The 21,720-nt window shown below is 65.7% G+C and carries 21 protein-coding genes; 17 read left to right on the top strand and 4 right to left on the bottom strand.

Going from position 1 to position 21,720, the window contains the following annotated elements; translation table 11 throughout:
- The first annotated feature begins 17 nt into the window (after positions 1-17).
- On the top strand, positions 18-377 hold the full coding sequence (locus OEX18_06180) for a cupin domain-containing protein (protein ID MDH4336851.1): 360 nt from the start codon (positions 18-20) through the stop codon (positions 375-377).
- A 3-nt stretch (positions 378-380) separates the two neighbouring features.
- Here OEX18_06180 and OEX18_06175 read toward each other — a convergent pair whose 3' ends face one another.
- Genes OEX18_06175 through OEX18_06165 form a run of 3 tightly spaced genes read right to left on the bottom strand, consistent with a single transcriptional unit; the run spans position 381 to position 2,497 of the window.
- Entirely contained in the window at positions 381-914 is a 534-nt protein-coding gene (locus OEX18_06175; GenBank protein MDH4336850.1) for an HDIG domain-containing protein, read from the bottom strand.
- Between the two features lie 4 nt (positions 915-918).
- Complete coding sequence (locus OEX18_06170) at positions 919-2,124, bottom strand: hypothetical protein (GenBank protein ID MDH4336849.1); 1,206 nt, start codon at positions 2,122-2,124, stop codon at positions 919-921.
- Entirely contained in the window at positions 2,117-2,497 is a 381-nt protein-coding gene (locus OEX18_06165) for an Rrf2 family transcriptional regulator (GenBank protein MDH4336848.1), read from the bottom strand. Before OEX18_06165 ends, OEX18_06170 begins: the two co-directional genes overlap by 8 nt.
- A gap of 217 nt (positions 2,498-2,714) precedes the next feature.
- Here OEX18_06165 and OEX18_06160 point away from each other — a divergent pair, with 217 nt between their 5' ends.
- Positions 2,715-2,981 carry a hypothetical protein gene (locus OEX18_06160; protein ID MDH4336847.1) on the top strand — a complete coding sequence of 89 codons (267 nt, stop codon included), beginning with the start codon at positions 2,715-2,717 and terminating at the stop codon, positions 2,979-2,981.
- Positions 2,982-2,992: 11 nt separating this feature from the next.
- On the opposite strand, the gene OEX18_06155 is transcribed toward OEX18_06160, so the two are convergent.
- Positions 2,993-4,126, bottom strand: coding sequence for an aromatic ring-hydroxylating dioxygenase subunit alpha (locus OEX18_06155; protein ID MDH4336846.1), 1,134 nt, complete (start codon positions 4,124-4,126; stop codon positions 2,993-2,995).
- Between the two features lie 310 nt (positions 4,127-4,436).
- On the opposite strand from OEX18_06155, the gene OEX18_06150 reads away from it, so the two are divergent.
- The 15 genes from OEX18_06150 (at position 4,437) to OEX18_06080 (ending at position 21,686) form a co-directional block, all read left to right on the top strand.
- The gene (locus tag OEX18_06150) at positions 4,437-6,656 is read left to right on the top strand and encodes a M20/M25/M40 family metallo-hydrolase (GenBank protein MDH4336845.1); all 2,220 of its coding nucleotides are present in this window, start codon (positions 4,437-4,439) and stop codon (positions 6,654-6,656) included.
- A gap of 7 nt (positions 6,657-6,663) precedes the next feature.
- Positions 6,664-8,274: a gamma-glutamyltransferase gene (locus OEX18_06145; protein ID MDH4336844.1), complete on the top strand. Its 1,611-nt coding sequence runs from the start codon at positions 6,664-6,666 to the stop codon at positions 8,272-8,274.
- A gap of 5 nt (positions 8,275-8,279) precedes the next feature.
- A complete protein-coding gene (locus OEX18_06140; GenBank protein MDH4336843.1) occupies positions 8,280-9,041 on the top strand; it encodes an N-formylglutamate amidohydrolase in 762 nt (253 codons plus the stop codon).
- Between the two features lie 33 nt (positions 9,042-9,074).
- Positions 9,075-10,076: a thiamine-phosphate kinase gene (thiL, locus tag OEX18_06135; protein ID MDH4336842.1), complete on the top strand. Its 1,002-nt coding sequence runs from the start codon at positions 9,075-9,077 to the stop codon at positions 10,074-10,076.
- A gap of 4 nt (positions 10,077-10,080) precedes the next feature.
- Positions 10,081-10,812 (top strand): CPBP family intramembrane metalloprotease, encoded by a 732-nt coding sequence (locus tag OEX18_06130; GenBank protein ID MDH4336841.1) that lies wholly within the window; start codon positions 10,081-10,083, stop codon positions 10,810-10,812.
- Between the two features lie 14 nt (positions 10,813-10,826).
- Positions 10,827-12,698: a M1 family metallopeptidase gene (locus OEX18_06125; protein MDH4336840.1), complete on the top strand. Its 1,872-nt coding sequence runs from the start codon at positions 10,827-10,829 to the stop codon at positions 12,696-12,698.
- A complete protein-coding gene (locus OEX18_06120) occupies positions 12,695-13,180 on the top strand; it encodes a metallophosphatase family protein (protein ID MDH4336839.1) in 486 nt (161 codons plus the stop codon). The genes OEX18_06125 and OEX18_06120 overlap by 4 nt, the downstream gene beginning before the upstream one ends.
- A 59-nt stretch (positions 13,181-13,239) precedes the next feature.
- A complete protein-coding gene (locus OEX18_06115) occupies positions 13,240-13,692 on the top strand; it encodes a DinB family protein (GenBank protein MDH4336838.1) in 453 nt (150 codons plus the stop codon).
- A 74-nt stretch (positions 13,693-13,766) separates the two neighbouring features.
- A complete protein-coding gene (locus OEX18_06110) occupies positions 13,767-15,185 on the top strand; it encodes a PhoX family protein (GenBank protein MDH4336837.1) in 1,419 nt (472 codons plus the stop codon).
- Positions 15,182-16,231 carry a linear amide C-N hydrolase gene (locus tag OEX18_06105; protein ID MDH4336836.1) on the top strand — a complete coding sequence of 350 codons (1,050 nt, stop codon included), beginning with the start codon at positions 15,182-15,184 and terminating at the stop codon, positions 16,229-16,231. Before OEX18_06110 ends, OEX18_06105 begins: the two co-directional genes overlap by 4 nt.
- A 21-nt stretch (positions 16,232-16,252) precedes the next feature.
- Positions 16,253-18,139, top strand: a complete 1,887-nt coding sequence (locus OEX18_06100; GenBank protein MDH4336835.1) for a cation:proton antiporter — start codon at positions 16,253-16,255, stop codon at positions 18,137-18,139.
- Positions 18,140-18,212: 73 nt separating this feature from the next.
- A complete protein-coding gene (locus OEX18_06095; GenBank protein ID MDH4336834.1) occupies positions 18,213-18,791 on the top strand; it encodes a sigma-70 family RNA polymerase sigma factor in 579 nt (192 codons plus the stop codon).
- Entirely contained in the window at positions 18,791-19,627 is an 837-nt protein-coding gene (locus tag OEX18_06090) for an anti-sigma factor (GenBank protein MDH4336833.1), read from the top strand. Before OEX18_06095 ends, OEX18_06090 begins: the two co-directional genes overlap by 1 nt.
- A 5-nt stretch (positions 19,628-19,632) precedes the next feature.
- On the top strand, positions 19,633-20,412 hold the full coding sequence (locus tag OEX18_06085; GenBank protein ID MDH4336832.1) for a glycerophosphodiester phosphodiesterase family protein: 780 nt from the start codon (positions 19,633-19,635) through the stop codon (positions 20,410-20,412).
- Entirely contained in the window at positions 20,409-21,686 is a 1,278-nt protein-coding gene (locus OEX18_06080; protein ID MDH4336831.1) for a sulfatase, read from the top strand. Before OEX18_06085 ends, OEX18_06080 begins: the two co-directional genes overlap by 4 nt.
- Positions 21,687-21,720: the final 34 nt, after the last annotated feature.

The raw sequence follows: 21,720 nt of genomic DNA, 5'->3' as shown, positions 1-21,720 counted from the left end.
GCGCCCGGGAGGCAAGCATGGAAAAGGTTAACCTGGCAGAGAAGCTCAGCGCGTTTTCCGAGCACTGGAGCCCCAAGATCGTGGGCGAGCTGAACGGACAGCAGGTGAAGCTGGCCAAGCTCAAGGGCGAATTCGTGTGGCATCACCACGACGCCGAGGACGAACTGTTCCTGGTGCTGAAGGGGAAGCTCGACATGCACCTGGACGACCGCGTGGTTCCAATTCACGAGGGGGAGTTCTTCATCGTGCCGCGCGGCGTGGAGCACAAGCCGGTGGCGGTGGCGGAGACGCACATCCTGCTCTTCGAGCCCGCGGGAACGCTCAATACCGGCAATGTCCGCAACGAACGAACGCGCGACGATCTCGACCGGTTGTAGGAATCAGCGGGCCAGTTCGAAGTCCGCGAATTCGGCGTGGTGGTAGATGATAGCCTCGGGGCTGCGTCGCACGAACTCGCCTTCCTTGGAGTGCACCGCGATGATGTGCATCACCTCGTAGGGCATCCCGTGCTTGAACGCGAGCGCCACACCCGTGAACGGGTGACGCAGCATTTCGCCCCTGTGTCCCTTGCGATAGGTTCCGTCGGGACGCTTTTCAAACTCGATCATCTTGCCGATGTCGGCAAGCAGGGCACCCGCCACCAGCACGTCACGGTCGATGGGGATGCGCTTGCCGTACGATCCCGACACCACGCCCGCCATGGCCACGCACATCTGACACACCGCGCGCACGTGCTCCAGGAACGTCACGCTCACCTGGTCCGAGAGCAGGGTGAACGGCACCTTGTTCAGTTCGTCGATGGTGTAGCCCCCCGTCTCGAGCGCCTCCGCCCACACCGCAACGACCTTGTCGCGCAGCGGCGTGTCCTCGATCATGGATAGCTCGGGAATGGCGGCCGCGATTTCCTTCTTCATGCGATCAGGCCCCCTTGATGGGTAGGTCGACGACGGCCAGCGTGACCGGCTTGCCGCCGAGGGTGGTCTGCAGGGTGTTCCCGGTGGCGGCGTCGGTTGCACGCACCATGGCCAGGAACAGCGGCTTCTTGAGACGCGGCGACAACGCCGCGGACGTAATGCGGCCGGCGGCCTTGTCCCCGGCGAACAATTCGGTGCCTATGGCGTGCTGCGGCGCGCTCATGGCGCGCAGATCGGCAAGGGTGGCGTCGGCCCTTCCCGCCAGCGTGGGAAGCTCTTCGAGATTCTCCCACCGCTCGTGGTAGGCGGGCGTACACGGCGTGTCTCCCGGCACGGAAAGTCCCACCAGCTGCCAGTTGGGGTGGCCGCGGTAGTGCATGCGCGCAATCGTCTCCTGGCCCAGGAAGCAGCCCTTTTCGTAATCGATGTGATGCTCCAGACGGGTTTCCCTGGGGAAGTTGTCCGTGGTGACGTCCCCTCCGAACCACGGGAGACCGTTTTCCACGCGCCGGATATTCCAGGCGATGCGGCCAACCGGGCCACAATCGATGCCCACGCCACCCTGCACCAGGTAGTCGCGCATGCGCGCGAGGTCATCGCGCGCAACGATGACGTGGAGACCCTTGTCGCCAACCACCGAATGGCGCACCACCAGCGCGCGCATTCCCTGGTATTCGTTCTCGGTGAACTCGCCGGGTCTCAGCGGCAGCGGCTCCCGCGGAAACACGCGCCACACCAGTTCGCGGCATTTCGGTCCTTCCGACGACAGGACGCCGAACTCCGCGGATACATCGCTCAGGGTGACGTCATCCGCGACGATGTGCGACTCAAGCGCAGCGGCGACCTGCGCGGTCGAGCCCTGCATCACCAGCACCAGCAGTTCCTCCGCCCGCGCCAGCACCAGCAGTTCGGCCACGATCTTGCCCTTGGTGGTTGTCATGAGTGCGGTGCACGACGTCCCGGTGACCAGCGACGCGACGTCGTTGGTGACCATGGCGTTCAGGAACCGCGCGCGGTCGGTGCCGGTCAGGCGCAGAACCCCCCAGTGCGACAGGTCGATCAACCCGGCGGTGTGGGTGAGCATTTCGTACTCCAGCCGCGGGTGGGTGAACGCGTCGGGGTAGGGACCGCCGAAGGCGTCGGAAAGCGGGATCTGGGCCGACTTGTAAGTATCCGTGAGCATGGGGGCGGTGCCGGCCTCTTCAGACATCGGCCAGGGTGACCGTTTCGAAGAATTCGTAGAACTTCTGCTCGAGGCTGGTGAGGCCGTTCTTGACCGTGCAGCGTTCCTCGATGGAACAGCAGCCGTCGTTGCTGGTGCACATGACCATGTGCACCGGGCCCTCGATGGACTCGAACACATCCGCCAGGGTGATGTCGGCCGGAAGCCGGGCCATGCGGTAGCCACCTCCGCTGCCCTTCTGTGCCTCGATGATCCCGCTCTGCGAGAGATTCTGCAGAATCTTGGCGAGCAGGTTGGGCGGAAGGTTGAAATGCGACGCAATCTCGCGCGCGTTGGCGAGATTGCCGTCGGGCAGCGACGCGATGTGCTTGAGCGCGATCAACCCGTAGTCGGTTCTCATGGAAATGCGGATCATGGTTGTGGGCGATCGGGGTCCCGGCGTGGGACGGCCCGGCGGCATTCCTATAATAATGAGTAACGGGCGTGGATTCAACAGGTGAGGCGGGACCCCCGGGCGCCGGCCGCGATTTCAGGCCCGGGTTTGCCAACGGCTCGATGTGATACCATTGCCGCCCCGCGACCCCGCGCAGGGGAGAATGAGCGACGGAGGGAAAAGAATGACCCCAGCTTCACGGCCCCGCCAGGGGATCGATGAGTACATCGCCGGCTACCGGAATCACGTGTCGGTCTATCCCGCGCCCCGCGGCGTGGAGCAGTTCAAGAAGGCGCTCGCGCCCTACAAGGGGGGCAAGGGCACCGTGCAGTTTCCGTTGGACGAACCGGTGCCCTGGGCGCTGATTACGCGTATTGTGAAATTCCGTCTGCAGGAGAAACGGGCGAAAGCGAAGACGAAGTCAAAGGCAAAGACCCGCAGGGGAAAGTAGCAAGGACCCGCTCACGGCGCTTGGAAGTCCTCCGCGAGCAGCCGGTGGAAATGGTGCTCGCCCTGTTCGAGCTTGGCCGAGTACCGCCCCTGGTCGTACGACGACGACCCCAGCCCCTTCTGCACCGACTCGCAGATCTCCACGTCCTCCAGTTGCACCACATCACTGGCCGCGAGACTCCTGGCCACGAAGTCCCCGTCCGACGCGGTCTCGGGGGTGAAGTAGTAGTCGAAGATCACCTCGGTCTCGTCGTGGCCGCGCGGGATCACCCAGTTGGTGTCCATCATGGGTCCGTAGCGGTTGATCATCAGGTTGGGATAGATCCACGCGTAGAGAACCTTGTCGCCGATGCGCTCGGAGAAGTCGCTGCCTGGCATGCCTTCCTTCTTGCCAGCCGCACCCGCGCCGGACTGGATCGAATAGCGATCGAAGATCTCGGTGCGGTACGAGTCCAGATCCAGCTGCCCGGCGAGTCCCTTGTGCAGGTAGGAAACGTGGTAGCCACCGTCGAGGTAGTTGTCCACGTACACCTTCCAGTTGCACGCCAGGGTGTATTTACGCCGCGCCACGAAGCGCAGCGCGTCGATGCCCATGGCCCCCAGGCGCGCGCCAACCTCGGTGAGATCATTTGCTAGCGCACGGGGCTGCAGCCCCATGCACACGAACACCAGTCCGCACCACTCCTTGACGTGCATGGGCACCAGCCCGAAGCGCTCGCGGTCGAAGTTTTTCACCGCACCCAGCTCGGGCGCGCGCAGCAGGCGGCCGTCCAGCGCGTACGTCCAGCCGTGATACGGGCACACCAGCGAGTCCGCACAGCCCGCGCCTACCGCCACCTGCGCGGCATGGTGGCGACACACATTATAGAAGGCGCGCAGAACGCCGTCTTCGCCGCGCGCCACCACGTACGGTTCGCCGGCGATGGCGCCGGCCACGAAGTCGCCGGCCTTCGCGAATTGTTCGCTGCGCGCCGCTATCAGCCAGTTGTTCTTGAAGACCGTATCGCGTTCGAGGTCATGGAAGCGCGCGTCGTTGTACCACGACTTGGGCGGCAGCCACGCCGCCTCCAGCGGAACGGACGGATCGAAGCGCGCGACCTCGTCTCGAATCCAGGCGCCATGCTTGTTGGGGATCCTGATGTTCATGCGATATAGAATATCATGGCCGGTCTGCAAACTGAAGCCATCGCTGAGCCCGTCACAACGGTTCGTTCGCGGCGGTTGCGGAGGTGGCGGTCGACAGAAGCGCGGCCCCTGTGCTACATTGAGAACACACTCGCGGGGCAAATCATCATCGAGCCCACTTTGCAGGCCACCCAGCCTCAAGCCGCATGCCCGTGACCCGAGAGGTCATCACACCTCGATCGTATCCGGTTGGAACGGGTCGTTCATTCCGTTGCACAGGTGTCCTGCGAAGCGGCAGGCATTGGGTTTTTGCTTTTCACTGGAGCAAGTCATGAAAGTTGCCGTCATTTATAACAAGAAGGCCATCAATCCGGCCGATGTCATCAATATCTTCGGTGCTCCCAACAAGGAGACCTACAACCCCAAGACCGTCGAGCGCGTGGCTGCGGCCCTCGAACAGGGCGGGCACAACGTGCGCGTTATCGAGGGCAAGATCGACGTCGCGGAGGAACTGCAAAACTTCATGCCGCGCGTCATCGCCGGAGAGAGGCCGGGCATGGTGTTCAACATGGCCTACGGCATCCAGGGGCAGAGCCGCTACACGCACCTGCCGGCCATGCTGGAGATGCTCGGCGTCCCCTACGTCGGGTCCGGCCCGCAGGCACACGCGGTGGCGCTGGACAAGATCATGACCAAGATCGTGCTGCGGCAGAACGGTTTGCCCACGCCCGATTTCTGGTTCTTCTCCAATGCCGACGAAGACATGGCCGGCGTCACCTACCCCGTCATCGTGAAGCCCAAAATGGAGGCGGTTTCCATGGGCATGCGAGTGGTCGACAATATCGATGATCTGCGCGACGCGGTGAGGGAGGTGGTGGAAAACTTCCACCAGCAGGCGCTGGTGGAGCGGTTCATCTCCGGGCGCGAGTTTGCGGTGGGTCTGCTGGGGAACGGCGCGGACCTGGAAGTGTTTCCCATTGTGGAATTCGATCTGGGCGATCCGGACGCCATCCAGAGCCACGCGGACAAGATGAAGAAGCCGGTGGAGAAGCTGTGCCCGGCACGGGTGCCCGGCAACCTTGCCCAGGAGATGACGCGGCTGGCGCGCGATTCGTTCCGCGTGCTGGGCGTCCACGATTTTGCGCGCATCGACCTGCGCATGGACGACGACGGAAGGCTCTACATCCTGGAACTGAACTCGATGGCCAGCCTGGGGCAGACCGGTTCCTACGTGCATGCCGCGCATGTTGCCGGGTACACCTACGAAACGCTGGTCAACCGCATGCTGGACGTCGCGGCGGTGAGGTACTTCGGGAAGAACGTTGCTGACCAGGCGGACGACACGGCGGCGGTGACGCAGCCCGAAGAGGCACAGCCGCTGCGCGTGCGGCTGCGAAGCTACCTGCGCAGCAATCTCACCACCATGATCGACTACCTCGACGAAATGGTTCGTACCAACAGCTACGTGTACAACACCGAGGGTGTGAACTCGCTGGGGAACTGGATTTCAGCGCGACTCACCCGCCTGGGCCTGAGCCGCCAGGTATTTCCGCAGACCGAGGTTGGCAACATTCTCTACTTCACCAATCACACCGACGACGAAAACGATATCCTCGTTCTTGGCCACCTGGACACGTTCTACAACTACCAGGACCACGTGCCCTTCCGCGAGCAGCGCGGTTGTTGTTACGGCTCGGGCGTGGCCGAGAGCAAGGGCGGGCTGGCGGTCATGGTTTGTGCGTTGCAGGCCTTGCGCTTCGCACGGCGTCTGCGCGGCGTGCGGTGCGGTGTCCTGCTCATCACCGACGACACGCTCGGCGGCCGCTATTCACGCAAACTCGTGGCCGAGCTCTCCGGTCAGTCGAAGTGTGTGGTGGGCCTCAAGTACGGCGGCAAGGCGGGCGGCATCGTGACATCGTGCGGCGGCCGCATGGATTTTCACGTGGAGATGGCGAACATCAAGGATCCGGAGACCATGGCCGCGCAGAACATCATCACCGCAGTGGCGCAGAAGGTTCTTGCCTGGCAGAAGCTGACATCCGAAGAAAAGGGCACCATCGTCAATCCCACCCGTCTCGAAGCGCGTTCCCTGTACGGAATTGCACCGGATGTAGCCACCGTACTGCTCGACGCACACTTCAAAGAGAAGGAGCACGGCGAGGAACTGGAAGCGGAGATTCGCAAGATCGCCCGCAAGGGATCCTCCGGAAAACTGCAGGTACGCTTGCGCCGTGGTGTATATCGTCCGCCACTGCCCCGTCGCGAGGCGAACGACGATTTCCTCGCGCGGGTGGAATCGATCGCGCAGCGCCTGGAGACGCGCGTGGCCCCGATCTACCGCACCATCTCGTCGGCAGCCTGTTACGTGCCGGACAATGTGCCGGTGCTGGAGGGGCTGGGGCCGGCGGGCGGAAACTCGCGGTCGCCCAATGAATTCGTATATCGCGACAGCCTGATCGACCGAGCCACGCTCCTCGCGCTCCTCATCCGCGAGTGCGGGAAGGCGGAGCGAAAGAAGAATCGCGACGTGCCCCGCGCGGAGGCGTCGTAACCAACCCATGAGCGACACCCTCGAGACGAAACCGGTGAAGGTTGCCACCTCCCGGGGCGGGATGGTGGCGACTGCCTTCAGTCACGCCACCGAGGCCGGCGCCGAGATGCTGCGGAACGCGGGCAACGCTGTTGATGCTGCGGTGGCCGCTGCGTTTGCGCTCGGCGTGTGCGAACCACAGGCCAGCGGCATCGGCGGACAGACCATGATGCTCATCAGCACCGGGGAGCGTACCGTTGCTCTCGACGGCTCCTCGCGGGCGCCGTCGCTCGCGAGCAACGACTCCATCAGCGGCGATGGCCGCCTGGTGGGTTACCGTGCCACCACGGTTCCGTCCACACCGGCCACGCTCGCCTATGCCCAGAAGCGTTGGGGTTCGCTGCCACTGGCGCGCGTGCTCGAACCCGCCATCCGCATCGCCACCGAAGGCTACCGCATCACCGATCTGCAGAACCGCCTGCAGGAGCGCGAGCTGGAGAGTTTCTCCAGGGTGCCGTCGGGTTCCGGCGCCCGCTATTTCCTCAGCGGCGGCAGCCCGTGGCCGGTTGGAGCGCTGTTCAAACAGCCCGACCTCGCAGAAACGTTGCGGCGGCTTGCCGAACACGGTGTGGAAGATTTCTACCAGGGGGAGATCGCACGCCGGATCGACGCCGACATGCGCGCCAACGACGGGCTGCTTCGCCTGGACGACCTTGCGCTGATTCCGTGGCCGGTGTTGCGCAGGACCATTCGCAGCCACTTCCGGGGATTCCGCGTCCACACCATGCCGCCACCGGGCGCAGGCCGGGCGCTCGCGCTTGCGCTCAACATGATCGACCAGCTCGAGCCGAATTTCTTCCGGCACCTCGACCCGGCGCGATACCAGGTGCTGGCCGAGGTGTTCAGAAAGGCGATGCGGGTTCGCAACGACAGCCCCTTCGATCCCAATTTGTACGCGCAGGTCGATTTCAAGCAGATGCTCAGCCGGAAGTTCGCGCGCGGCTCGCTGAGGCGCATCCTCAAGGGAGTGGACAGGGGCTTGCTTGAGGAGATGCAGCCCGCGCGGGAACGCAGTGGTGAAACCACGCATCTGTCCACCATCGACCGCAACGGCATGGCGGTGAGCCTCACCCAGTCCATCGAACGGGTTTACGGCAGCAAGGCCGCCGCGGCCGGGCTGGGTTTTCTCTATAACAACTACGTAATGGATTTTCAGTTCAGCGATCCGGCGCATCCCTTCTATCTGCGGCCCAACAGCGTGCCCTGGGCCACCGTTGCGCCCACCATCCTCACGCGCGATGAGAAGGTTTGGATGGCGGTGGGCAGCCCGGGAAGCGAGCGCATCTTCTCCACCATCACCCAGTTCCTGACCCACGTGATCGACGGTGGGATGAACCTGGAGGACGCCATGCGCGCCCCGCGCATGCACTGTTCGTCGGGCGGGAAGATCAGCATGGAGGCGAACCGGTTCGACCCGAGAATCGTGGAGCATCTGGAGGCGCAGGGGTACAAGCTGGATCGCCTGGAGGACTACGCGTTCTACCTGGGCGCCATCCATGCCGTGACGCGGGCTGACGACGGAACCTGCCATGGGGTCGCGGAAGCGCGTCGCGATGGCAGCGCGGGCGGGCCGGCGTAGCCTCCATGCCGGTACTTCCACTGCTTCTCTCGGTGCCGCACGGCGGCTTGAACATTCCCGCTGAGGTCGCGGAGCGCAGCGCGCTGTCGTCCACAGACATCATGGACGACATCGACCTGTTCACGCCGGAACTCTACGACATGGGTGACCTGGTACAGCACACCATGGTTGCCGATATCGCCCGGCCCTTCGTGGATCTGAATCGCGCACCGGAGCAGGTACCCCCCCATTTTCCCGACGGCGTGATCAAGAGCCACACCTGCTTCAACGTCACCGTGTACAAGTCCGGGTCGCAGCCGGATGAAGCAATGGTGGCGCACCTGTTGCAGACGTATCACGCACCCTATCACGCGGAGATCGAGCGCCGGCTGCGTGAACCGGGCGTCGAACTCATGCTCGACTGCCACAGCATGTCCGAGTTTCCACCTCCGATCGCGCCCGACCGCGATGAACGCCGGCCCCAGGTGAACCTGGGAGACTTCGGCGCACGGTCGTGTCCGCGACCCACCACGGAAACGCTCGCGAGTTGCGTGGCCGAGGCATTCGCGCTCGACGCACGCGACGTCACCATCAATTCGCCCTTCCAGGGCGGGTACATCACGCGCCGTCACGGAGGACATCCGCGTCCCGTCATCCAGCTGGAAGTCAACCGGGCGCTCTACTTCGACCCTGAGGATCCCCACCGCCGCGACGCGGCCCGCATAGAGCGTGTCCGCGCGCAGCTCGCGGCGGCGCTGAGCGACTTCTGCGCACGCCTGTTTCGCTGAGGGCCTTTGCCGTCACGCCCCCGGTGGGCTACAATGCCCGCGCCCATGACCACGGAGTTCGAACTCATCGCATCCATCCGAAGAGACCTCGGCACCAGCCGTGTGAGCGGCGTCGTTGCCGGCGTCGGTGACGACGCGGCCGTGCTGCGCACGTCTCGCGGCCAGGACCTGGTGGTGACCGTCGATGCCATGGTCGAGGGGCGCCACTTCAAACGCGCCTGGCTCACGTGGACACAGCTCGGTGCGCGGCTGGCCGCCATCAACCTCAGTGACATCGCCGCGATGGGCGCGATGCCGCGTTTCGCGCTGGTCTCGCTGGCCGTTCCGAAGAATGTCTCCGTGCGGGCGGTGCGCGAAATCGAGCGCGGGGCATCGCGCCACCTGGCGCGGTACGGCGCCGTGGTGGTGGGGGGAAACCTCTCCGGTACGCGTGGCCCGCTGGTGTGCGATTTGACGCTGATCGGAACCTGCCGGCGAGGTGCCGCGTGGACGCGGCGTGCGCGCGCGGGCGATGCCGTCGTCGTGGCTGGCGAACTGGGCGCGGCCGCCGCCGGGGCACGGCTGTTGAAATCGCGGGCGCGTGCGAGCGGCGGCGAGCCGCTCATCCGTGCCTGGAAGCGGCCGGTTCCACGCCTGGACGTGGGTGCGGCGCTGCGCGGCGTGCGCAGCATCCACGGCGCCATCGACGTGAGCGACGGGTTTTCCAGCGATCTTATCCACATGTGCATTGCCGGAGGTACCGGCTGCGACGTCACCGGTCCGGCGATCCCGGTGTCGCGTGCCGTGGCGGCGTTCTGCCGCCGTCGCGGCCTGGACCCGGTGCGCTGGGCGATGGACGCGGGCGAGGACTACGCGCTGGTGCTTTCCGTGGCACCGCAACGCGCGCGCGAGGTTTGCCGTAGAATCGAGCGCGCCGGGGTACGGGCCTCCCTGGTGGGCCGCTTTACGCGTGCGCGGGGTGTCCACCGCGTCATTGACGGCGAGGGACGCGCGCGGCGTTTTCGTCCCGGCGGCTGGGACCACATGAGGAGGTAGCACGTTGACCGAAACCACGACCCCACGAACCCCGTTCCACCTGACCACCATCGGCGTCATCGCGATTTCGATGGGGCTCATGGTGGTCGCCGGGCTCGAGAACGGCCCCGCGCCGTGGTCGCCGTACTACGTGGTATACGCGGCACTTGCCACGCTGCTTCCCCTGCGCTGGAAGACGGTCCGCTTCGGCCCCATCCGCGCGGTACCGTGGTGGATGTGGGTGTTCGTGCCCGTCGTCGCCATCATTCTGCAGGCCACCGCGAGCGTGATCGTGAATGTGGTCTACGCGCAGATCGTGGTGAAGCTGGGTGGCGCCAACCGCCTGGACGACCCCGTGCTCGGCGTGCAGGCCATGTTCCAGGCCATGTACGCCGCCGCGTCGATGAAGTTGGGTCTCGACATCAACCTGGTGCGCGTGACCTACCTGGGATTCCTGGTGGCGTGGGCGGGATTCGGAGAAGAGGTGTACTTCCGCGGATACGTGCAGGGGGTCCTGCGCGTGCGCAAGGGCGCGCGCTACGCCATTCTGGTGGGGGCGCTTCTGTTTGCCGTCCGGCACTACATGCAGATGGGGCTGCTGTTCCCCAAGTACCCGGTCTTCGCCGCCACCGCCTGGGTGGCCATGGCGTTTCCGGTTGGAATCGTGCTCGGAATCGTATACGAGAAGACAAAATCGTTGTGGATTCCGGTGGCGATTCACTATGTCTTCAATATCATTCCCTTCCTTCTGGGCTGAGTGAAAGGAAACCAATGACCGGCCGCACGCCACTGCTCCTCATGATTGCTGCCACGCTGGCCTGCTCGCGCCAGCCAACGCTCCCCGCGCCGACGGTGGAGAACTTTTCGTACGCGCGCCCGCAGGAAGTGGGCGTCACGCACATGGACCTCGACCTGAAGGTCGATTTCGACCAGCAGGTCATCACCGGCCGTGCCGCGTACGACCTCGACAAGCAGACCGATGCCCGCGCGGTGGTCTTCGACACCTGGGCGCTGCGCATCACCGACGTCACCCTGGAGGGCGGCAAACCGACGCACTGGACGCTGGGCGATTCGCTGCCCTTGATCGGGCGGCCGCTGTCGGTTGCCATCGGTCCCGAGGACGCGCGTGTCATCGTTCACTACCGGACCACGTCCGAGGCGCGCGGCCTGCAGTGGCTTTCGCCCGCGCAGACGGCGGGCAAGCAGCTGCCGTACATGTACTCGCAGTCACAGTCCGTCCACGCCCGCTCGTGGGTGCCGTGCCAGGACACACCCTCGGAGCGCTTCACCTATAACGCGCGCGTGGAGGTGCCGCCCGGGTTGATGGCGCTGATGAGCGCGCGCAATCCAAAGAACAAGACCGCGGACGGCGTCTACAACTTCGAGATGAATCAGCCGCTGCCGTCGTACCTGCTGGCGCTGGCGGTGGGCGACATCGAGTACCGCGCCGTTGGCGAGCGCTGCGGCGTCTACTCCGAGCCCGGCGTGGTGGAGAAGGCGGCGTGGGAGTTTGCCGACATGGAGCGCATGATCACCACCGCGGAGCAGATGTACGGTCCCTACCGCTGGGAGCAGTTCGACGTGCTGGTGCTGCCGCCCAGTTTCCCCTTCGGTGGCATGGAGAATCCGCGGCTCACGTTTCTGACCCCGGTGCTGGTGGCGGGCGACCGCTCGCTGGTGTCGGTGGTGTGCCACGAGCTGGCGCATTCGTGGTCGGGCAACCTGGTCACCAACCGCACCTGGGACGACTTCTGGCTCAACGAGGGATTCACCACCTACTTCGAACGCCGCCTCGACGAGGTGCTGTACGGCCGCGAGTACATGGAGATGCAGGCGTTGCTGGGCGTGCGCGACCTCGACCTCGAATTCGAGGAAGTGGGCGCGGACAACCCGCACACCGCGCTGTACTTCGACCTCGCCGGGGCCGACCCGGACGAGGCCACCAACAACGTGCCCTACGAAAAGGGCTACCTGTTCCTGCGTCTGCTCGAGGAGTCGTTCGGCCGGGAGACGTTCGACGGGTTCCTGCGCCAGTACTTCGAGTCACACGCGTTTCAGACCATGACCACGCAGGAGTTTCTGGCCTACATGAAGCGGGAACTCTTCAAGGGTGACGAAGAGTTGTACGCCTCGCTGCAGGTGGACACCTGGGTATACGGCGCCGGGCTGCCCGACAACGCCCCACAGCCGCGCTCGACGCGTTTCGACGATGTGGACGCGCAGATGGCCGCGTTCGTCAACGGGACACCCGCGGCGAAACTCAACACCGACGGCTGGACCACCAACGAGTGGCAGCGCTTTCTGGACAACCTGCCGCAGCCGTTGCCGGCCGCGCGCCTCGCCGACCTCGAGAACACCTATCACATGAACACGGCCAACGCCGTGGTGCAGCGCTCGTGGTTTCCCAACGTGATCGCCGCGGGTTGGCAGCCCGGTTATCCCGCAATTGAGAAGTTCCTGATGACGATCGGCCGCCGTTACCTGCTGCGTCCCGTGTACATGAAGCTCGCCGAAACCCCGGACGGAATGACGTTCGCGCGCGGCGTGTATACCAATGCGCGGCCCGGCTACCACTCGATAACGGCGAATGGGATCGACGAAGTGCTCGGCTGGAGCGAGACCGGGGGCGGGGCGGGCAAGTGAGCGGCGAGGTCGTCACCATCGGCGTGATCTCCGACACGCACGGGATGCTGCGGCCGGAGGCGCTCACCGCGCTCGCCGGCAGCCAGTTCATCGTGCACGGCGGTGACGTGGGGCCGGAGAACATCCTGATTGCGCTGGAGCGCGTTGCCCCGGTCACGGTGGTGCGCGGCAACACCGACACCGACGCCTGGGCGCGGCGGTTGCCGCCGACCAACATGCTGGAAGCCGGAGGCGCGCGCGTGTACGTTGTGCACGATATCGAACACCTCGACATCGACCCGGCCGCGGCCGGCGTTGCTGCGGTGGTCTACGGCCACTCGCACCGCCCCGCCGTGGAACGGCGCGACGGGGTGCTGTTCCTCAACCCGGGTGCCGCCGGCGCGCGCCGCTTCACGCTACCGGTGACGGTGGCGAAACTCACCATCACCGCGGGAAGAGCCGAGGCCGAGATCATCGAAATCGTGCCGCCGGATGAGCCCTAGGCACTCTGAGACACACCGGGAACGAGGGGACGCGGCAAGAGAGAGAGAAGGAGGATGTCATGCAGGAAGCCCTCAAGCGTCTCGTGGCGCACATGCGCTGGGCCGACCAACGGGTACTCGATGAACTGAAGCGCGCCGAGGAGCCGGACGAACCGCTGAAGTTCTACGCGCACGTCCTCGCCGCCGAGCGCCTGTGGTACCTGCGCCTGCACGAGGAGAACTGGACGGTGATTCCGGTGTGGCCCGACTATACCCTGCAGCAGTGCGAAACGATGGCCGCGGAGAACGCCGCCCTGCTCGAGAAATTCATATCCGGACTCACGGATACGGACTGCGGGCGCAGGATCACCTACACCAACACCCAGAACGTGCGCTACACCAATGCGGTGGGGGACATGCTGCTGCACGTCATGATGCACGGCTCACACCACCGCGGCCAGATTGCGCACGCCATGCGCCGCCACGGGGACACGCCGCCCATGGTGGACTACATCGCCTTCGTCAGGGACTAGCGCCCCACCGTCCCGGGGAGTGGCCCCCGCCTGCGGACCCTCGGGCTCCCGCGGCGATGTGCTACACTGCTCCCATGACCGGGCGAGCCGCCAACACACTTACCCGCCGTCAGTTCCTGCGAACGTGCGGTGTGGTGACGGTGGGTTTTGTGGCCTATCAGAAGGCCTTTTCGGCGGGGGTGGATGCCATGGCTGCCGCCGCCAGCCAGGCCGAAGGCTACGGCCCGCTGGTCGAGGATCCCCGGGGGCTCATCGACCTGCCGCAGGGCTTCATCTGCCGGATCGTCTCGCGCGCCGGTGAGGAAATGGACGACGGCCTGCTGGTGCCGGGGCGCCCCGACGCCATGGCCGCTTTTCCGGGCCCCAACGGCACCACCCTCATCGTCTGCAACCACGAGTGCGTGCGGATGAGCGATGGTCCTTTCGGCCGCAACAACACCCGCCTCGGCAGGATCCCCGCCGACAAACTCTACGACATGGGCGCGGGCATGACACCCAACCCCGGCGGCACCACCACCATCGTGTGGGATACGCGCGTGAACATCCGCGCCCGCCAGTTCATGAGCCTTGCCGGCACCCTGATCAACTGCGCGGGGGGGCCCACGCCGTGGGGGTCGTGGATCAGCTGCGAAGAAACAGCGCTCACCGCGGGCTACCACGAGGAAGAGAAGATCCATTGTCTCAAGGATCACGGCTGGTGCTTCGAGGTTCCCGCCAGCCACGAGGTCGGCCTCGCGGACCCGGTACCGCTCACCGGCATGGGACGTTTCATGCACGAAGCGGTAGGCGTGGACCCGCGCACGGGCATCGTATATCTCACCGAGGATCGAGACGACGGCCTCATTTACCGGTTCATTCCCCGCCAGCCCGGCAACCTGGGCGCGGGCGGACGCCTGCAGGCGCTGGTACTGCTGAGCGGCGTACGCGACGCGAGCAACTGGCCCACGCTCAAGGAGACCGTCGCCATCGGCGAACGCATGAACGTGCGCTGGATCGATCTCCAGGACACCGATTCACCAAAGGACGACCTGCGCCACCGCGGCCACGCCGCCGGGGCGTGCCGCTTTGCGCGCGGCGAGGGAATGTGGGTGGGAGACGGCGAGGTCTTCTGGGTATGCACCTCGGGCGGCCGCTCGCAGATCGGACAGATATTCCGCTACGTTCCGTCGGCGGCGGAGGGAAGCGAGCGTGAGAAGGCGGCGCCGGGCCGCCTGGAACTGTTCATCGAGCCCAACGATGCGCGCCGCATGGTCAATCCCGACAACATCACCATATCGCCGTGGGGCGATGTGATCGCGTGCGAGGACACGGGTGGAAGCGACTGCCGCCTGGTGGGCATAACCCGTGCGGGTACGCTCTACACGCTGGCGCACTCGCGCCGCCACGGAGAATTCGCCGGCGCGGTGTTTTCGCCCGACGCGAGCACGCTCTTCGTCAACATGCTGGAGCAGGGTCTGACGCTCGCCATCACCGGCCCGTGGAAGAAGTCATGAACGCACGCATTGCAGTGGTGGTGGCACTCGGTCTGTTGACCACATCAGTTCCGTCACAGGCGTGCACCACGTTCTGTTTCGAGCAGGACGGTGCGCTCGTCTTCGGCAAGAATTACGACTGGAACGTGGACGTCGGCATGGTGGTGGTGAACAAGCGCGGCGTGGTCAAGCAGGCCCTGGTGGACGAATCGCCCTTCACGTGGACGTCGCGTTTCGGAAGCGTCACCTTCAACCAGTACGGGCGCGAGTTTCCCAGCGGGGGCGTCAACGAGAAGGGCCTGGTGATAGAGCTGATGTGGCTCGACGACACCGAATACCCGGCCGCGGACGCGCGCGCGCCGCTTCCCACCCTGCAGTGGATCCAGTACCAGCTCGACAACGCAGCCACCGTGGGGGACGTAATTGCATCGGACAAGACGGTGCGCGTTGCAGCGGGCACCGCCATGATCCATTTCCTGGTGGCGGATGCGCAGGGTAGCACGGCCGCGGTGGAGTACCTGGACGGCGAGATGGTGGTGCACCGCGGAGGCGACCTGCCCTACCGCGCGCTCACCAACGACACCTATGCCCGCTCGGCGGAGTACGCGCGCACCTTCAACGACGTAACCCGCGAACTGTCGAAGTCGTCGCTGGATCGTTTCGCCATCGCGGCGCTCATCACGGCCACGGGCCCCCCGCCGGGAAGCGACCCGGTGCAGGCGGCGTTCGACCTGCTGGCGCGGGTCTCCCAGGGCGAGTACACGCAGTGGAGCATCGTGTACGATATCGCCGCCATGCGCGTCCATTTCCGCACGCGGGCCAATCCGATGGTGCGCCGTATAGACCTGGCGGGCCTGGACTTCGCCTGCGATTCGCCGGTCAGGGTGCTGGACATGAACACGCAGTTTACAGGTGACGTAACCGGGAAACTGCGAGACTATACCCTCGATGCCAACCGTGCACTGATCGGGACGGCGTTTGCGCGCACGGATTTTCTGCGCGATATTCCCGGGGACGCGCTCGACGCGCTTGCGCGTTTCCCGCAGACACTGCACTGCGCGCCGTAGGCCCCCAACCAAAGGCAAACTTTGTTCGATTTCATCCACGCCATCGATCTCCACACCCCCGCGATGACGGTCGCCATCGCCCTGGCCGTGGGCATGGCGGCGCAGTCGCTGGCCTATCACCTGAGGCTGCCGGGCATCGTCATCCTCTTGCTGGCCGGGGTGGCGCTGGGACCGGACGGGCTTAACATCATCCACCCGTGGGTGCTGGGGAAGAGCCTCTACATCATCATCGGCTTTGCCATCGCCGTCATTCTGTTCGAAGGCGGGATGAACATAGACTGGGTGCGCCTGCGCCGCCAGGCGCCCACCATCCGGCGGCTGGTAACGATTGGCGCGCTGATTACATGGATCGGTTCGGCGCTGGTGGCGCGATTCGTCATGCAGTGGGACTGGCGCCTGTCGATTCTGTTCGGTTCGCTGGTCATCGTCACCGGGCCCACCGTGGTGGGGCCGCTGCTGCGCCGCATCCGGGTGAACCGCAACCTGCAGACCATCCTCGAGGCGGAGGGCGTGTTCATCGACGCCATCGGCGCCGTCCTGGCGGTGGTTGCCTTCGAGGTGGCGCTGCAGTTCAGCGGCGCCAACGTGGCCGCGGGCGTGCTCCATGTGTCCAGTCGCCTTGCCATCGGGGTGGTGGTGGGTCTGATCGGCGGCAGTTTTGCGGTGTTGATGCTGCGCTGGCGGCGTGTCATCCCCGCTGGCATGGAGAAGGTGTTCACGCTGACCGTGGCGTGGGTGACGTTTCAGGCGAGCAACATGCTGCAGCCGGAGTCCGGCATCATGGCGGCCATCGTGGCGGGCCTGGTGGTGGGGAACGTGTGGACCGGCAGCATGCAGGACGTGAAGGAGTTCAAGGAACAGCTCACCGTCATGCTCATCGGCATGCTGTTCGTCCTGCTGGCCGCCACTGTGGGGCTGAGTGAGGTCACTGCTCTCGGGATGCGCGGGCTGGTGGCGGTGGCTGCCATTGCGCTTATCGTGCGCCCGGTGGAGGTGTTCATCTGCACCTTCCGGTCGGGGCTGAACTGGCGCGAAAAAACCTTCCTGTCCTGGATTGCGCCGCGCGGAATCGTGGCCGCGGCAATCGCGACGCTCTTTCACACCCGCATGCAGGAGCTGGGCATCCCCGGCGGCGACGAGATGCGCGGACTGGTGTTCCTGGTGATCACCGGCACGGTGCTGGTGCAGGGCCTGACCGGCTCACTGCTGGCCTCCGTCCTCAAGGTGCGCCGCCCGCGCGGGCAGGGGTTCGTCATTCTCGGCGCCAACGACCTTGCCATCTCTCTGGGTGAGATTCTGCGCACGGGAGGAGACGAGGTCATCCTCATCGACGCCAATCCGGAACTATGTTCGGCGGCCGAGAAGCGCGGTTTCCGCGTGCTGCACGGCAACGCGCTCGACGACCGCATCCTGCAGCAGGCCGACCTCGACACGCGCAAGGCGGTGGTGGCGCTGCTTCCCAACGGCGGCGTGAACCTGCTCTTCGCGGAGAGTTCGCTCGACGAGCACCGCGTGCCGCGGGCGTACGTCGCCATGCACCGCGGCGCCATTACCGCGAGCCGCGTGGAGGAGTCGCACGCGCGCGTGCTGTTCGGTTCGGAAGTGGACGTGGACCTGTGGGCGAGCCGCCTGCGGCGCGACTCCGCCAGCGTGGACGCGTGGCGCTTCCTGGGCACGTCGTCGGAGGAAGCGCCGGAGACGTTCCCGGTTCCCCGCGACGCGCGCAACCTGGTGCTCCCGGCGGTGGTGCTGCGGGGCGAGGCGCGCTTCCTGGTGGACGAGAAGTACGAGCCGCGCAAGAACGACGTGGTGCGGTGGGTTACCTTCGGGCGGCGCAACACCGACGTCCAGAGCTGGCTCGAGGCGCGCGGCTGGGAGCGGGAGGACGATGACGAGGCCAGCGCCTGATCCGTGCTACAATCCGGCCCTGGTCGCGGACGGAAACTGCTCCAATCCGCCGCTTTACTTCGTATAACTCATGGTGAAGCCGAAGACAGAGGCCGCCGGCCGCATGGACCCCAGCCGGGATGCGGCGTTGCTGCGCCGCGTGCGGGACCGGGACCAGACGGCCCTGTCGGAGTTGTATGACGCTTATGCCAGCTTCGTTTACAGCCTGGCGCGCAGCGTTGTCCGCGACGACGGCGACGCCGAGGACATCACCCAGGAAGTCTTCTTCCGCGTCTGGGAACGGGCCGGCACCTTCGACCCGTCGCGCGGGAGCCCGGCCGCATGGATCACCACCATGACACGCCGCCTCGCCATCGACAAAACCCGGTCCCGAACCTTCAAGGCGCGCGGACGCGAGGCGTCCATCGACGTGCTGCCATCGGTTGCGTCCGTCGACGGCGGAGCGGCGGTGCTGTCTGCGGAGGCCAACCAGGTGCTGGAGGCGCTCAACCGCCTGGACGAGCAGTACCGCGAGGTGATCCGCCTGTCGTACTACGAAGGATTGTCGCACTCCGGTATCGCCAGCCGGCTGGGGACGCCGTTGGGAACGGTGAAGAGCCGCCTGCGCGAAGGCGTGGTGCAGTTGCGCAAACTACTGGATATCAAAACCTGATGGATCACAAGATCGCATACGAGATGCTCGACTCCTACGCCTTCGGCATTCTGGACGAAGGCGAACGCGCCGCGGTGGAAGTACACCTCGGCACCGGGTGCGCCGCGTGTTCCGCGCGCCTGCGTGAGGTGTCGGACCTCTCCGTGCGCCTGGCGTCCACCGTGCCGCAGGTGGAGGTGCCGCCACACGTCAAGGAGCAGCTCATGTCGCGCATCGGCATGACCCACCATCCGGTACGGTCCCACCGGCAGAAGGAACCGGCCCCGCTGGCAGCGTGGCTGCGGGTGGCGTGGGGGACGGCGGTGGTGTCGCTGGCCGTGGCGGGTTTCTTGCTGTGGCAGACCAACGCGCTGCGCACTCAACTGGAGACCACCAACCGGCTACTCGCCGAGACCACGCGCAACACTGAGCAGATGCAGACCGAACTGGCGTCGGTGCGCGGCGAGTTGAGCAAGTACCAGCACGCCCCGGTGCTGGGCGAGCCCGGCGTGCGCTTCGTGAGCCTGGCCGGGCTGGATCCCAACCCGCAGGCGTTCGGCAACGTGGTCACGCGCCCCGACAAGAGCGCGGGCATGCTGTACGTGTACCGTTTCCCGATGGCGCCGGAGGACAAGGAGTACCAGCTGTGGGGGCTGCGCGACGGCAAGCCCCCCATCAGCGTGGGCATGTTCACGGTGAACACCGACGGCACCGCCATGCTCAACCTCGAGACCATTCCGGCTGGCGAAGAGATCGTGGGCTTCTCCATCACCATCGAGCCCAGGGGCGGCATGCCCGAGCCCACCGGCATGATGTACGTCAAGGGCATGGACCCCATGGAGGAAGACGGCGGGTAGACGTTATGAACCGTGTTCCTGGCTGGCTCACCACCATTCCCATTGCGCACCGCGGGTTGCACGACGTGTCCCGCGGCGTTCCTGAGAACTCGCTGCCCGCGTTCTGGGCCGCCGCGCGCGCAGGATACCCCATCGAGCTGGACGTGCGTCTGTTGCGCGACGGCGAAGTGGTCGTCATGCACGACCGCGACCTCGACCGCGTCACCCACGCCAGCGGCCCGGTGTCTGCGATGGATACCAGCGCGCTGCGCGCGGTGGTGTTGAAGGGGGTTGCGTCCTCGGGCGATGCGCGCCTCGGCGACGCGCGTGTCCCGCTGCTGCGCGATGTGCTCGACCTCATAGCGGGGTCGACGCCGCTGCTCATCGAAATCAAGAACGAAGGAAGTGCTCGCGCCATCGAGCCCGCCGTCGCCGCAGTGCTCGACAGCTACGCGGGGCCGTATGCGGTGCAGTCGTTCAACCCGGAAACCGTGGCGTGGTGGCGCGATCACCAGCCCGCGGCGGCGCGCGGTCTGCTGGCCGGGGACTTCCGCAGCGAGTCCATCGACGAAGGTACGCGCGAGCGCCTGCGGAATCTCGAATCGGCCGCCGCGTGTGCGCCCGACTTCATCGGCTACGACATCCGGCTCCTCCCCTTCGAACCGGTGACGCGCCTGCGCGCCTCCGGACACCCCGTGCTGGGCTGGACCGCGCGATCCCTCGACGACGCCCGCCGCGCGCGCGAGCACTGCGACAACGTGATCTTCGAGGGGTTCGACGCGGCCGCGCTCCGGAGCCGCGCGTGAACCGCTTGCTGCGCGGGTTCGCTGCCATCGCCGTGATGCTCGTTGTGTTCTCCGGCGGATGCGCACGCGAGAAGCGTCCGCCCAACCTGGTGCTCATCACCGTGGATACGCTGCGCCCCGACCATCTGGGCTACGGCGGATCGCCGCGCGCCACCAGCCCGCACCTCGACCGTCTCTCGCAGGAGGGCGTGGTGTTCGACAACGCGCACAGCGTCAGTGGCTGGACGCTGCCGTCGGTGGCCACCATCTTCACCGGCCGCTATCCCAAGGATCACGGTGCGACGGACTTTCACTGGTCGCTGGACCCGTCGCTGCCCACGCTCACCGACATTCTGCGCCGCAACGGCTACGACACGCACGGTTTCGTGAGCCACATCATGCTCACGCCCACCTACGGCATGGGCGACGGCTTCGCGCACTTCGACTACTCGGTGCTCAACGTGGGCAACCCCCACGAGATCTCCAGCTCGCAGCAGCTCACGGAACTCGCGCTCAAGGGAATGCGCGGGGTGAAGGAGCCGTACTTTTTGTGGGTGCACTACTTCGACCCGCACTTCCAGTACCTTGCGCACAGCCAGTTTCCGTTCGGGAACGCGGAGACGGACCGCTACGACGGCGAGATCGCGTTCACCGACTATCACATCGACGATTTGCTCAAGGCGGTCGATCGCGGCAACACGGTGGTGGTGTTCACCGCGGATCACGGCGAAGAATTCGGCGAGCACCAGGGGCAGTATCACTACACGCTGCACGGCGAGGTGATGCGCGTGCCCATGGTCATCAAGGCGCCGGGACTCGCGCCGCGCGTGGAGCGCGGGCCCGCCGAGCAGACCGACCTGCTGCCCACAATTCTCGCCCTGCTGGGTATCGAGGCGCCGGGCGGGCTGCCCGGCAAAGATCTGCTCGGCGCGGCGAAGCCCGCGGACAGTGCCGTGTACATGGAGCGCGACCGGCCGCCGCAGTGGCGTCAGCGCGGCGTGGTGCGCGGGAACCACAAGCTGGTCGTCATCGAAGAGGCGGACACCTCGCTGGTGCCGCCCACCAGCCGCAACGAAGAGATCCCCGTCACCAACGTGCACCCCGGTATCTATTTGTATGATCTTGCGCGCGATCCTGGCGAACTCACCAACCTCTTCTCGCGCGACGATCCCACCTCGCTGGAACTGCTCGGCCTGGTGACCACGCATTTTGCCGCTGCCGCCGCACGCCCCCAGCCGGTGGAAGTGGATCCGGAACTGCTCGAGAAACTGCGGAGCCTCGGCTACGTCAACTGACCCGGGCACTCCTGCGCGGTGTGCTATCATTGCG

The organism is Candidatus Krumholzibacteriia bacterium (assembly GCA_029865265.1).
Classification (GTDB): domain Bacteria; phylum Krumholzibacteriota; class Krumholzibacteriia; order WVZY01; family JAKEHA01; genus JAKEHA01.
The sequence above is the reverse complement of the archived record's forward strand: the minus strand, read 5'-3'. Positions and strand labels throughout refer to the sequence as shown.